This window comes from Sphingobium fluviale, from assembly GCF_004122115.1.
Lineage (GTDB): Bacteria > Pseudomonadota > Alphaproteobacteria > Sphingomonadales > Sphingomonadaceae > Sphingobium > Sphingobium fluviale.
In genome coordinates this window covers 13,482-26,994 of the sequence record NZ_SBKP01000007.1, presented here as the reverse complement: position 1 = coordinate 26,994, position 13,513 = coordinate 13,482, and the positions used below count along the sequence as shown (strand labels likewise).

Annotated in this window: 7 protein-coding genes; 3 read left to right on the top strand and 4 right to left on the bottom strand. The window is 61.6% G+C overall.

The window, feature by feature from the left end; genetic code table 11:
- Positions 1-263 precede the first annotated feature (263 nt).
- The 3 genes from rpoB to EQG66_RS08420 all read left to right on the top strand — a co-directional run bounded on the left by rpoB (position 264) and on the right by EQG66_RS08420 (position 9,627).
- Entirely contained in the window at positions 264-4,421 is a 4,158-nt protein-coding gene (gene rpoB, locus EQG66_RS08430; RefSeq protein ID WP_129404159.1) for a DNA-directed RNA polymerase subunit beta, read from the top strand.
- A gap of 77 nt (positions 4,422-4,498) precedes the next feature.
- Entirely contained in the window at positions 4,499-8,749 is a 4,251-nt protein-coding gene (rpoC, locus tag EQG66_RS08425) for a DNA-directed RNA polymerase subunit beta' (RefSeq protein WP_129404158.1), read from the top strand.
- 77 nt (positions 8,750-8,826) lie between these two features.
- Positions 8,827-9,627, top strand: coding sequence for an MOSC domain-containing protein (locus EQG66_RS08420; RefSeq protein ID WP_129404157.1), 801 nt, complete (start codon positions 8,827-8,829; stop codon positions 9,625-9,627).
- On the opposite strand, the gene aroC is transcribed toward EQG66_RS08420, so the two are convergent.
- Genes aroC through EQG66_RS08400 form a run of 4 tightly spaced genes read right to left on the bottom strand, consistent with a single transcriptional unit; the run spans position 9,628 to position 13,386 of the window.
- Positions 9,628-10,698 (bottom strand): chorismate synthase, encoded by a 1,071-nt coding sequence (gene aroC, locus EQG66_RS08415; RefSeq protein ID WP_129404156.1) that lies wholly within the window; start codon positions 10,696-10,698, stop codon positions 9,628-9,630.
- Positions 10,695-11,501, bottom strand: a complete 807-nt coding sequence (gene fabI / locus EQG66_RS08410) for an enoyl-ACP reductase FabI (RefSeq protein ID WP_129404155.1) — start codon at positions 11,499-11,501, stop codon at positions 10,695-10,697. The genes aroC and fabI overlap by 4 nt, the downstream gene beginning before the upstream one ends.
- Entirely contained in the window at positions 11,498-12,388 is an 891-nt protein-coding gene (locus EQG66_RS08405; protein WP_129404154.1) for a YihY/virulence factor BrkB family protein, read from the bottom strand. The genes fabI and EQG66_RS08405 overlap by 4 nt, the downstream gene beginning before the upstream one ends.
- A 17-nt stretch (positions 12,389-12,405) precedes the next feature.
- Entirely contained in the window at positions 12,406-13,386 is a 981-nt protein-coding gene (locus tag EQG66_RS08400) for a DnaJ C-terminal domain-containing protein (RefSeq protein WP_129404153.1), read from the bottom strand.
- Between the last annotated feature and the right edge of the window lie 127 nt (positions 13,387-13,513).

Sequence of the window (13,513 nt, the reverse complement as noted above, 5' to 3'; positions counted from 1 at the left end):
AGCCACCCTATATGGTGTTGGAACGCGGAGCCTTCGGGCACTGCGCCTCTCCTTGTCCGGGCCACGGTCTGAATGGCGATCAGACCGCGACGAATGGGACAAAATCGAGAGGTTTCCAATCGCTGACAGTGCGGATCGGACAGCCCCGGCCCGCACTTTTTTGCGTTGACGCAGGCCCAGCCTGCGTCCGCGAATCGGCTGAATTTTCGCTGCGATGCGAAAGATTTTTTGATTTGCACCCGTCCAAAAAGGCGAATGAGACTATGGCGACCAAGGCTGCCCCCACCCCGACAGCAAAAAAGCGCATCCGCAAGGTATTCGGCAACATCCATGAAGTGGTGCAGATGCCAAACCTCATTGAGGTGCAGCGTGAGAGCTATGAACAGTTCCTGCGCTCCGACCCCAAGATCGGCTATGTCTCTGGGCTGGAAAAGACGCTGCGCAGCGTGTTCCCGATCCGCGATTTCGCCGGCACAGCCGAGATGGACTTCGTCCACTACGAGCTGGAAGACCCGAAATACGACGTCGAGGAATGTCGCCAGCGGGGCATCACCTTCGCCGCACCGATGCGCGTGACGTTGCGCCTCATCGTGTTTGAAGTCGATCAGGACACAGACACCCGCTCGGTCCTCGATATCAAGGAGCAGGACGTATACATGGGCGACATGCCGCTCATGACCAAGAACGGCACCTTCTTCATCAACGGCACCGAGCGCGTGATCGTCAGCCAGATGCACCGTTCGCCCGGCGTGCTGTTCGATCATGACCGGGGCAAGACCCACTCCAGCGGCAAATATCTGTTCGCTGCGCGCGTAATCCCCTATCGCGGCAGCTGGCTCGATTTCGAATTCGACGCCAAGGACATCGTCAACGTCCGTATCGACCGCAAGCGCAAGCTCCCTGTAACAGCGCTGCTCCACGCGCTTGGCCTCAACAACGAGGAAATCCTCGGCGAGTTTTATAACAAGGTGACGTTCCTGCGCGGCGAAGGTGGCTGGCAGATTCCGTTCACCGTCGAGGCGTGGCGCGGCCAGAAGCCCACGTTCGACATCATCGACGCCAAGACAGGCGAAGTCGTGTTCCCCGCCGGGCAGAAGATCAGCCCCCGCGCTGCCAACAAGGCCGGCAAGGACGGACTTGAGACGCTGCTGATCCCGACCGAGGAGATTTTCGGCCGCTATTCCGCCTATGACCTCATCAACGAGACGACGGGCGAAATCTACATCGAGGCGGGCGACGAGGTTTCTCCTGAAAACCTCGAAAAGCTCGATAAGGCAGGCATCGATCGCATCGAGCTGCTCGACATCGATCATGTCACCACCGGCCCGTGGATCCGCAACACGCTGAAGGCCGACAAGGCCGAAGACCGCGATCATGCACTCGCGGATATCTATCGCGTGATGCGCCCCGGCGAGCCGCCGACCCGCGAAACGGCGGAGGCGCTGTTCGCAGGTCTGTTCTTCGACGCCGAGCGCTATGACCTCTCGGCCGTGGGCCGCGTCAAGCTCAACATGCGACTTGGCCTCGACGCCGAGGACACGATCACCACCCTGCGCCGCGAGGATATTCTCGCCGTCGTCAAGGAGCTGGTGAACCTGAAGGACGGCAAGGGCGAGATCGACGATATCGACAATCTCGGCAACCGCCGCGTCCGCTCGGTGGGTGAGCTGCTGGAGAACCAGTATCGCGTTGGCCTGCTGCGCATGGAGCGCGCCGTGAAGGAGCGCATGTCGAGCGTGGACGTATCCACCGTGATGCCGAACGACCTTATCAACGCCAAGCCCGCAGTGGCGGCGGTGCGCGAGTTCTTCGGATCCAGCCAGCTCTCGCAGTTCATGGACCAGACCAACCCGCTCTCGGAAGTCACCCACAAGCGCCGCGTTTCGGCGCTTGGACCGGGCGGCCTGACTCGCGAACGCGCCGGCTTTGAGGTGCGCGACGTGCACCCGACACATTATGGCCGCATATGCCCGATTGAGACGCCGGAAGGCCCGAACATCGGCCTTATCAACAGCCTCGCCACCTTCAGCCGCGTCAACAAATATGGCTTCATCGAGACGCCGTATCGTAAGGTCATCGACCATAAGGTGACGAATGACGTGGTCTATCTTTCCGCTATGGAAGAAGCCAAGCACACGATTGCGCAGGCAAACGCCGAGCTGGATGCCGAAGGCCGCTTCATCGAGGATCTCGTCTCTGCCCGTCAGGCAGGAGAGTTCCTGATGGCCATCCCCGACACCATCACCCTGATGGACGTGTCTCCCAAGCAGCTCGTTTCGGTTGCGGCATCGCTCATTCCGTTCCTGGAAAACGACGACGCCAACCGCGCGCTGATGGGATCGAATATGCAACGCCAGGCGGTGCCGCTTGTCCGCGCCGAGGCGCCGTTCGTCGGCACCGGCATGGAGGAGACGGTAGCGCATGACTCCGGCGCTGCCATCGCCGCGCGCCGCACCGGCATCGTCGATCAGGTCGACGCGACCCGTATCGTCATCCGCGCGACAGAAGATGTGGAGCCGGGCAAGTCTGGCGTCGACATCTATACGCTGATGAAGTTCCAGCGGTCGAACCAGGATACCTGCATCAACCAGCGCCCGCTGGTGAAGGTGGGCGAGCTGGTCCGCGCGGGAGACGTGATCGCCGATGGCCCGTCGACCGAGCTTGGCGAGCTGGCGCTGGGCCGCAACAGCCTCGTCGCGTTCATGCCCTGGAACGGCTACAACTACGAGGACTCCATCCTCATCTCCGAGCGCATCGTGAAGGACGACGTGTTCACGTCTGTCCATATCGAGGAGTTTGAGGTGATGGCCCGCGACACCAAGCTGGGGCCGGAAGACATCACGCGTGACATCCCCAATGTCGGCGAGGAAGCGCTACGCAACCTCGACGAGGCGGGCATCGTCTATATCGGCGCAGAGGTGGAGCCGGGCGACATTCTCGTCGGCAAGATCACGCCCAAGGGCGAAAGCCCGATGACGCCGGAGGAAAAGCTGCTCCGCGCTATCTTCGGTGAAAAGGCAAGCGACGTGCGCGACACCTCGCTGCGTTTGCCGCCGGGCGTTGCGGGTACGATCGTCGAGGTGCGCGTGTTCAACCGCCACGGCATCGACAAGGACGAGCGCGCGATGGCGATCGAGCGCGAGGAGATCGACCGTCTCGCGAAGGACCGTGAGGACGAGCGCGGCATTTTGAACCGTGCCACCTTCAACCGCTTGCGTGAGATGCTGCTCGGTCAGGTCGCCACCGCAGCGCCCAAGGGTGTGAAGAAAGGCGAGCTGATCACCGAAGATCTGCTCGATGGCGTTGAACGCTATGACTGGTGGAAGTTTGCCGTGGCGGACGACGCCGTGCAATCGAACCTCGAAGCAGTGAAAGCGCAATATGACGAGGCGGTGAAAACCATCGTCGACAAGTTCGAGGATCGTGTGGACAAGCTCCAGCGTGGCGATGAGCTGCCGCCGGGTGTCTTGAAAATGGTCAAGGTGTTCGTCGCGGTGAAGCGCAAGCTGCAGCCGGGTGACAAGATGGCCGGACGCCACGGCAACAAGGGCGTCATCTCGCGCATCCTGCCTGCCGAAGACATGCCGTTCCTGGAGGATGGCACCCCGGTGGATATCGTGCTTAACCCGCTGGGCGTGCCTAGCCGCATGAACGTCGGGCAGATATTCGAGACGCATCTGGGCTGGGCTGCGCGCGGTCTGGGCCAGCAAATCAAGCATGCGCTTGAGGAATGGCGCGAAGCCAACCCCAATCCGGAGGCCGCCGCGCCACCGGAAGCGGTTAAAGAGCGCCTGCTCACGGTCTATGGCGAGAAATATGCCGACGAGATCCGCGGCTATGACGATGACCAGATCGTTGAGCTGGCGTCCAACCTGCTGACCGGCGTGCCGATGGCGACCCCGGTGTTTGACGGCGCGAAGGAAGCGGACGTTGCCGACATGCTGAAGCTCGCTGGCCTGCACGAGAGCGGCCAGTCTGACCTGTATGACGGACGCACGGGCGACAAGTTCGACCGCAAGGTGACGGTGGGCATCATCTACATGCTCAAGCTGCACCACCTTGTCGACGACAAGATCCACGCACGCTCCATCGGTCCCTACAGCCTCGTCACCCAGCAGCCGCTGGGCGGCAAGGCGCAGTTCGGCGGCCAGCGCTTCGGCGAAATGGAGGTCTGGGCGCTCCAGGCTTATGGCGCGGCCTACACCTTGCAGGAAATGCTCACCGTCAAGTCCGATGACGTGGTGGGCCGCACCAAGGTCTACGAGGCGATCGTCAAGGGCGACGACACGTTCGAGGCGGGCATCCCGGAGAGCTTCAACGTGCTCGTCAAGGAAATGCGCTCGCTCGGCCTCAATGTCGAGCTGGCGGCGCTGGACGAGATCGCCGAGGACGGCGACGAGCTGTCGGAAGCCGCGGAATAAGGGGCATGGGGCGCTGCCTCTTGTGGTGCCCCCCCCCATTCGCCCAGGAATTTTCACCTCTGATGAGGGATTAAGACATGAACGAACTGACCAATTTCGCGAACCCGATCCAGAAGCCGGAAACCTTCGACCAGATCCAGATCGGCCTTGCCTCGCCCGAGCGCATCCGCAGCTGGTCCTTCGGTGAGATCAAGAAGCCGGAGACCATCAACTACCGCACCTTCAAGCCCGAGCGTGACGGCCTGTTCTGCGCGCGCATCTTCGGCCCGATCAAGGATTATGAGTGCCTGTGCGGCAAGTACAAGCGCATGAAATACAAGGGCATCGTCTGCGAAAAGTGCGGCGTTGAGGTTACCGTATCGAAGGTCCGGCGTGAGCGCATGGGCCATATCGAGCTAGCCGCCCCGGTCGCGCACATCTGGTTCCTGAAATCGCTGCCCAGCCGCATCGGCCTGCTGCTCGACATGCAGCTCAAGCAGCTGGAGCGCGTGCTCTATTTCGAGTCCTACATCGTTATCGAGCCGGGCCTGACCCCGCTTGATCGCTATCAGCTCCTCAATGAGGATGAGCTGATCGAGGCTCAGGACGAATATGGCGAAGACGCCTTCACCGCCGGCATAGGCGCGGAGGCCGTCAAACAGATGTTGATCGCGCTCGACCTTGAGGGCGAGAAACAGGCACTGCTCGAAGAACTCGCCACCACCAAATCCGAACTGAAGCCCAAGAAGATCATCAAGCGCCTGAAGGTTGTCGAGAGCTTTCTCGAATCCGGCAACCGGCCGGAGTGGATGATCCTCGATGTTGTGCCCGTGATCCCGCCGGAGCTGCGCCCGCTGGTGCCGCTGGATGGCGGCCGCTTCGCGACGTCCGATCTCAACGATCTCTATCGCCGCGTCATCAATCGTAACAACCGTTTGAAGCGCCTGATGGAGCTGCGCGCGCCGGACATCATCGTCCGCAACGAAAAGCGCATGTTGCAGGAGGCAGTCGACGCCTTGTTCGACAACGGCCGCCGCGGCCGCGTCATCACCGGCGCGAACAAGCGCCCGCTGAAGTCGCTGTCCGACATGCTGAAGGGCAAGCAGGGCCGCTTCCGCCAGAACCTGCTCGGCAAGCGCGTAGACTATTCCGGCCGCTCGGTGATCGTGACCGGGCCTGAGCTCAAGCTGCACCAGTGCGGCCTGCCCAAGAAGATGGCGCTGGAGCTGTTCAAGCCCTTCATCTACGCCCGCCTCGATGCCAAGGGTCTATCCATGACCCTGAAGCAGGCGAAGAAGTGGGTCGAGAAGGAGCGCAAGGAAGTCTGGGACATCCTGGACGAGGTGATCCGCGAGCATCCCGTGATGCTCAACCGCGCGCCCACCCTTCACCGCCTCGGCATCCAGGCGTTCGAGCCTGTGCTGATCGAGGGCAAGGCGATCCAGCTGCACCCGCTCGTCTGCTCGGCATTCAACGCCGACTTCGACGGTGACCAGATGGCCGTTCACGTTCCGCTGAGCCTTGAGGCGCAGCTGGAAGCGCGCGTGCTGATGATGTCCACCAACAACATCCTCTCGCCCGCCAACGGCAAGCCGATCATCGTCCCCTCGCAGGACATGGTGCTGGGCATCTATTACCTCTCGATGGAGCGCGAAGGCGAGCCGGGTGAGGGCATGATGTTCTCCGACATGGCCGAGGTGCATCAGGCGCTGTTCACCAAAGCGGTGACGCTGCACAGCAAAATCATCGCGCGTGTGCCGCAGACCGACGAGAACGGCCAGCACTTCATGAAGCGGTTCGAGACCACTCCAGGCCGCATGCTGCTCGGCGAGTGCTTGCCCAAGAGCCACAAGGTGCCGTTCCCGATCGTCAATCGCCTTCTCACCAAGAAGGAAATCGGCGACGTGATCGATCAGGTCTATCGCCACACCGGCCAGAAGGACACGGTGCTGTTTGCCGACGCGATCATGAGCCTCGGCTTCCGCCACGCGTTCCAGGCCGGCATCAGTTTCGGTAAGGACGACATGGTGATCCCCGCCTCCAAGGTCGCGACGGTTGACGAGACCAAAGCGCAGGTTGCTGATTACGAACAGCAATATCAGGACGGCCTCATTACCCAGCAGGAAAAGTACAACAAGGTGATCGACGCCTGGTCCCGCTGCGGCGATCAGGTGGCGAACGCGATGATGGACGAGATCCGCGCCCAGCCCAAGGACGAGAACGGCCGCATGGCGCCGATCAACTCCATCTATATGATGGCGCACTCCGGTGCGCGTGGCTCACAGGCGCAAATGAAGCAACTTGCGGGTATGCGCGGCCTGATGGCCAAGCCGTCTGGCGAGATCATCGAGACGCCGATCATCTCGAACTTCAAGGAAGGCCTCACCGTTCTCGAATATTTCAACTCCACCCACGGCGCGCGCAAGGGCCTCGCGGACACGGCGTTGAAGACTGCGAATTCCGGCTACCTCACCCGCCGTCTGGTGGACGTCTCTCAGGACTGCACCATCGTCGAGGAAGATTGCGGAACCGACCGCGCGCTGGAGATGAAGGCCATCGTGCAGGGCGGCAATGTCATCGCCTCGCTCGGTGAACGCATCCTCGGCCGCACCACGGCTGAGGACATCGTTGACAGCAAGGATGGCAGCATCCTCGTCGCCGAGGGCACGCTGCTCGATGAGGCGCTGATCGCGAAGATCGAGGCCATCGGCATTCAGGCGGTCAAGATCCGCTCGCCGCTCATTTGCGAGAGCAAGATGGGAGTGTGCGGCAAGTGCTACGGGCGTGACCTCGCACGCGGTACGCCTGTCAACATCGGCGAGGCTGTGGGCGTTATCGCAGCACAGTCGATCGGTGAGCCGGGCACGCAGCTGACGATGCGGACCTTCCACATCGGTGGCGCGGCACAGCTCAATGAAACGTCCAACCTCGAAGCGGTTTCGGACGGCACCATCGAGCTGCGCGACATGCCGACGATTGTTGACAGCCGTGGCCGCAGACTCAGCCTCGCCCGCAACGGCGAGCTGGCGATCATCGACGACGAGGGCCGCGAGCGCGCCATGCACCGCCTGCCCTATGGCGCGCAGATCAGCTTTGCCGATGGCGCCAAGGTGAAGAAGGGCGACCGGATCGCGGAGTGGGATCCTTACACCATGCCGGTGATCACCGAAAAGCCGGGTGTGGTGAAGTATCAGGATCTTATTGACGGCAAGACGCTGACCGAGCAGGTCGACGAAGCGACTGGCATCGCCCAGCGCGTCGTCACCGAGCATCGGGCCTCGTCACGCACCAAGGAAGACTTGCGCCCGCGCCTCACCCTGCTTGACGACGAGAGCGGCGAGTCCGCGCGCTACATGCTCGCTATTGGTGCGATGCTCTCGGTCGAGGATGGCCAGGCGGTGCAGGCAGGCGACGTTCTCGCCCGTGTCAGCCGCGAGGCCGCCAAGACCCGCGACATCACCGGCGGTCTGCCGCGCGTGGCCGAGCTGTTCGAGGCGCGCAAGCCCAAGGATAACGCGATCATCGCCAAGGTCTCAGGCCGCGTCCAGTTCCTCAAGGACTATAAGGCGAAGCGCAAGATCGCTATCCAGCCCGAGGACGGTGGCGAGCCGATCGAATATCTGATCCCCAAGTCCAAGGTGATCGACGTTCAGGAAGGCGACTATGTGAAGCGCGGCGATAACCTGATCGGTGGTTCGCCCGACCCGCATGACATTCTGGAAGTGCTCGGCATCGAGCCGCTGGCCGAATATCTGGTCAGCGAAATCCAGGAAGTCTATCGTTTGCAGGGCGTGAAGATCAACGACAAGCACATCGAGGTGATCGTTCGCCAGATGCTGCAAAAGGTTGAGATCACCAACGGCGGCGACACCACTCTGTTGCCGGGCGAGCAGCTCGACGCCGAGGAGATGCACGAGATCAACGCCAAGCTCGAAGCGGGTCAGCAGCCTGCAGAGGGTAAGCCGGTTCTTCTGGGCATCACCAAGGCCTCGCTCCAGACGCGCAGCTTCATCTCCGCCGCTTCGTTCCAGGAGACGACGCGGGTGCTGACCGAAGCTGCCGTTCAGGGCAAGAAGGACACGCTCGTCGGCCTCAAGGAGAATGTCATCGTCGGCCGCCTGATCCCGGCGGGCACCGGTGCGGGCATGAACCGCCTGCGCGTCACGGCGAACAGCCGCGATGCCGCGCTCCGCGCCTCGCTGCGCAGCATCGAAGCGCACCTCATCGCGCCGCAATCCGCGGCCGAAGAGCATGCATATGAGCTGATGCAGGGCCCGGAAGCCGCGATCGGCGACGACCCGCTGGCCAAGGTGCAGGGCGACGATTTCACGACGGAAGACGTGGAGTAAGTTCACCGCTCGCTTGAGCAGAAATAACAGCCCGCCCGGAGGTTCGCTTCCGGGCGGGCTTTTGTTATGGGGTGATCATGCACATAAGCGCGCTTGCCATCTATCCCGTGAAGAGCCTCGGCCCGGTCATGCTTCAAGAGGCCGAGGTCACACCGCGCGGGCTTGCGGGGGATCGGCGCTGGATGATTATCGACGCTCAGGGCCGCTTCGTCACCCGGAGGGAGGTGCCGGCGCTGGCGCGAATCGCGGTGAGCCTCGACGAAGACGGCTTCCTCCTGCGCGCGTCCGAAGGAGAGGCCCTTCTGCCTGCAACCTTATCGGATGGCGCGCTGACACCCGTTACCGTCTGGCGCGACACGGTGGGCGCCTATGTGGTAAAGAATGAGGCATGCCGCTTGGTTTCGGATGTGGCCGACCAGCCACTGCGCCTCGTTTATATGCCGGAAACAACGCACAGGGCCGTGAACCGGGCCTATTCCAATGCAAGAGATGTAGTTAGCTTTGCCGACGGCTTCCCGATTCTGGTGACAAGCGAGGACTCACTTGCTGCGCTCAATGCGGTGCTGGATACACCAGTGGAGATGGAGCGCTTTCGTCCAAACATTGTGCTGTCCGGCGTGGAGAATGCATGGGCGGAACGCGGCTGGAGAGTATTGGAGGTAGGCGGCATCCTCCTGCGTCTGCCTAAGCCCTGCTCGCGCTGCATCGTAGTCACGCAACAGCCGGAAACAGGCGCACGGCAAGAGGGCAATGCCGTGCCAATGGCGCTACGGCGGCTGGGTCAGTTCAATAGTGAAGGCGCACTGTTCGGTATGAATGCGGTGCCGGAGGGGGTAGGGCGTGTAGCAGTGGGGGATTTGGCGTCGCTTAGCGGATGATTACCCGCATTGCGCCCTGTGAAGCAGTTTCTGGTCCGCCAACACCAGCGCCATCATCGCTTCGACCACCGGCACGCCACGAATACCTACGCAGGGGTCATGCCGCCCCTTAGTGATGATCTCGGAGGCCTCGCCCTCGCGCGTGATCGTCTCGACGGGGACCAAAATCGAGCTGGTCGGCTTGAATGCGACACGCACCCGGATCGACTGGCCGGTCGATATGCCTCCCGCGATCCCGCCCGCATGATTGGCGAGGAATTCAGGCGATCCGTTTTCGCCGGGACGCATCGGGTCAGCATTCTCTTCACCGCGCAACGTCGCCGCCGCAAAACCGTCACCGATCTCTACACCCTTCACCGCGTTGATGCTCATGCATGCACTGGCAAGTTCAGCATCGAGCTTGGCATAGAGCGGCGCGCCCCAACCCGCCGGAACTCCTGTCGCGACGCATTCAACCACGGCACCGAGCGAGGAACCATCCTTGCGCGCGCCATCGACGAGTATCTCCCACCGCGCGGCCGCCTGCGCATCCGGGCAGAAGAAGGCATTGTTGCCGATCTCCGCCGCATCGAAGTTTGCGGGGTTGATCGCGTCGCCGCCAATCGCGCTGACATAGCCCAGGATCGATACTTCCGGCACCACGAGCCGCGCCACCGCGCCCGCCGCCACGCGCGATGCGGTTTCCCGCGCGCTGGATCGCCCACCTCCGCGATAATCGCGAAATCCGTATTTGGCGTCATAGGCATAGTCGGCATGTCCGGGCCGATAGGCCTTGGCAACGTCGCCATAATCCTTGGACCGCTGATCGACATTCTCGATCATCAGGCTGATCGGGGTGCCGGTAGTGCGCCCCTCAAACACGCCTGAAAGAATACGGACCTGATCCGGCTCCTGCCGCTGTGTGGTGAACTTGGATGTGCCAGGGCGGCGCTTATCGAGAAAAGGCTGTATGTCCGCCTCGCTCAAGGCCAATCCCGGTGGGCACCCATCCACCACCGCGCCGATGGCGGGGCCGTGGCTCTCACCCCATGTGGTTAAGCGAAAAACGCGACCGAATGTGTTGAAACTCATTTGTCGAGCGCGATGTCTGGCGCGTCCTCTGCCTTCATGCCGATGACGTTATAGCCTGCATCAACATGGTGGATCTCTCCGGTGACGCCGCTGGCGAGATCACTGAGCAGATACAACCCCGCCCCGCCGACATCCTCGATAGTCACGTTGCGGCGCATCGGCGAGTTCAGCTCGTTCCATTTGAGGATATAACGGAAATCACCAATGCCCGATGCAGCCAGCGTCTTGATCGGCCCGGCGGAAATGGCATTGACCCGGATATTCTCCGGCCCAAGGTCCATCGCGAGATATTTGACGCTCGTTTCCAGCGCGGCCTTGGCAACGCCCATCACGTTATAGTGTGGGATCACCTTCTCCGCGCCGTAATAGCTGAGCGTGAGCAAGCTGCCGCCATTGGGCATCAGCGCCCGCGCGCGCTTGGCCAGCGCAACAAAGCTGTAGGCAGAGATGTTCATCGTCAGCAGGAAATTGTCCAGACTGGTATCGACATAGAGCCCGCGCAGCTCGCTCTTGTCTGAAAAGCCGATAGCGTGGACAACGAAATCGAGGCTGCCCCACTTCGCCGCCACCGCCTCGAATGTCGCGTCCAGCAGGGCCATGTCAGACACATCGCAGGGGATCAGAAAATCCGAGCCAACTTCGGCAGCAAGCGGACGAACGCGCTTTTCCAGCGCCTCGCCCTGATAGGAGAACGCCAGCTCCGCGCCCTGCGCATGCAACGCCTTGGATATGCCCCAAGCGAGAGACTTGTCGTTGGCGAGGCCCATGATCAGCCCCTTCTTCCCTGCCATCAAACCCGTCATGCGTGGTCCACCTCTTGTTTTTCCCTGTCATTGGCCTGATTGCGCGCCACCATTTCCGCCAGCGCCGCGTTCAGTTCAGCGCCAATTACCACGCCAAGCCCCACGACAAAGAAAAAAATGAGGGTAATCATCACGCCAGCTAGGCTGCCGTAGGTCATGTTATATGTCGAAAGATGCGATAGCGCCCACGGCAGGATTAACACGGTCCAATACCACCACAGCGCAGTAAGCACAGCGCCCGGCCATTTTGGATAGTGCGGCGCGCGATATTTGCGGGGTGTCAGCGAATAAAACAGCCCGTAAAGCGCGATACACAGAACGACGAGTGGCACCAGCCGTGTGGCACTGATAAGCGCTGCGGCATTGTCTGCAAACGGCACGACGCGTCGGATAAACTGATCCACACCCTCCATCGCTACCTGCGCTGAAAAGGATATCATCGTGCCGAGGACGCTCAGAAATACAATGCCGAATGACAAAAGGCGATGCCGCCAGAAAGGTTCTGTGCTGTCCGTGCCATAGGCGCGCCGCAATATATCGCGGATTGTCTCGATAAGGCTCGCGCTGGTCCATGCCGCGACTCCAAGGCCGAGCCAGACGATGCCGGAACCAGTGCGCGCGTGGATCACATCATGGATCGGCTGCCGCAATACCGCTTCCACATTAGGAGGCACCGCACGCAGGAAGGCGTTCACCGCCTCCGTGCCATCCTGTGTCTGACCAAAGATGCTGGCGACTGAGGCGGCGAGAAGAAAGAAAGGAAACAAAACTAGCAGCGATAGATAAGCGAGATTGCCCGCGTGAATGAACCCATCATCATAGACACCCACCACCACTCGTTTGAATATCGGCCACAACGGGATGAGGAGGCGTCGGGGGCTTTGCATCGAACGGTTTGCGGAGCCTATCCGGCTAATCCGGCGCGGATGGGGCGCGTGTCGCTCCAGCGCGAGAGGAAATCCCTCAGCTCAGGGTCATTGACGGGCAGATCTATCAACAGCGTAACGAATTGGTCGCCGCGGTTGCCATCTTTCATGGTAAAGCCCTTGCCCTTTAGGCGCAGAGTCTTGCCAGATGTGCTGCCCGGCGGCACCGCCAGCATCACCGGCCCATCGACGGTAGGGACCTTCACCTTGCCGCCGTTCATCGCTTCATCGAGCGTGATCGGCAGGTCAAGCCGCACATCATGCCCATCCTGTCGGAAAAAGGGGTGGGAGCGAATCTCGATCGTGATGATAGCGTCGCCCGCTCCCCCCGGCCCCGGCTCACCCTTGCCGGCGAGCCGCATCTGCGTGCCATGCTCCAGCCCTAGCGGCAGTTTCACATCTATCGTCTTGCCATCCTGAAGCGTGATGCGCTGGGTGGCGCGGGTAGCGGCGTCAGTGAAATCGACCGCTAAGCGATAGTTGATGTTGGCGCCCTTGGATGTACGGCCCGCACCACCACGCCCCCGCCCGGCAAAATCGCCGCCGAAGCCAGATGCGCCGCGCTTGCCACCGCCAAACAGCCCCTCGAAAAGATCACCCAGATCAGGCCCGCCCGCGCCGCCAAAGTCGAAACCTTCCGCGCCCCCCTGCCCGCCGGAGCCATAAGCGGCATAGGCGTTGCTGTTGCCGCCCCGCCCACCAAAGCCGCCACCGCTGTATCCAAATGGTGTGGTGGGATTGCCGTCGCCATCTATTTCACCGCGGTCGAAGCGGGCGCGCTTGTCCTTGTCGGACAGCAGGTCATAGGCATTCGTCGCCTGGGTGAAGCGGTCTGCGGCCTTCGGATTGTCCTTGTTCTTGTCGGGGTGCAGCTCTTTCGCGAGCTTGCGATAGGCGGATTTGATCTCCGCCTCGCTCGCGCCACGTGCAACACCCAATATTGTGTAAGGATCAGCCATTCCGTCCCACATACTCGTTCATAATCACTCTGCTCTGCACCATGTGGCGCACAGCGGGCCATGCTTCAAGACAAAGCTGCTTCGAAAATATCTCTCTTGCTCGACAGCGCGTGAGTCGGGGGCTAGG

Coding starts and splice junctions, on each gene's coding strand:
- rpoB (WP_129404159.1), top strand. CDS start 264: ATGGCGACCAAGGCTGCCCCCACCCCGACAGCAAAAAAGCGCATCCGC.
- rpoC (WP_129404158.1), top strand. CDS start 4,499: ATGAACGAACTGACCAATTTCGCGAACCCGATCCAGAAGCCGGAAACC.
- EQG66_RS08420 (WP_129404157.1), top strand. CDS start 8,827: ATGCACATAAGCGCGCTTGCCATCTATCCCGTGAAGAGCCTCGGCCCG.
- aroC (WP_129404156.1), bottom strand. CDS start 10,698: ATGAGTTTCAACACATTCGGTCGCGTTTTTCGCTTAACCACATGGGGT.
- fabI (WP_129404155.1), bottom strand. CDS start 11,501: ATGACGGGTTTGATGGCAGGGAAGAAGGGGCTGATCATGGGCCTCGCC.
- EQG66_RS08405 (WP_129404154.1), bottom strand. CDS start 12,388: ATGCAAAGCCCCCGACGCCTCCTCATCCCGTTGTGGCCGATATTCAAA.
- EQG66_RS08400 (WP_129404153.1), bottom strand. CDS start 13,386: ATGGCTGATCCTTACACAATATTGGGTGTTGCACGTGGCGCGAGCGAG.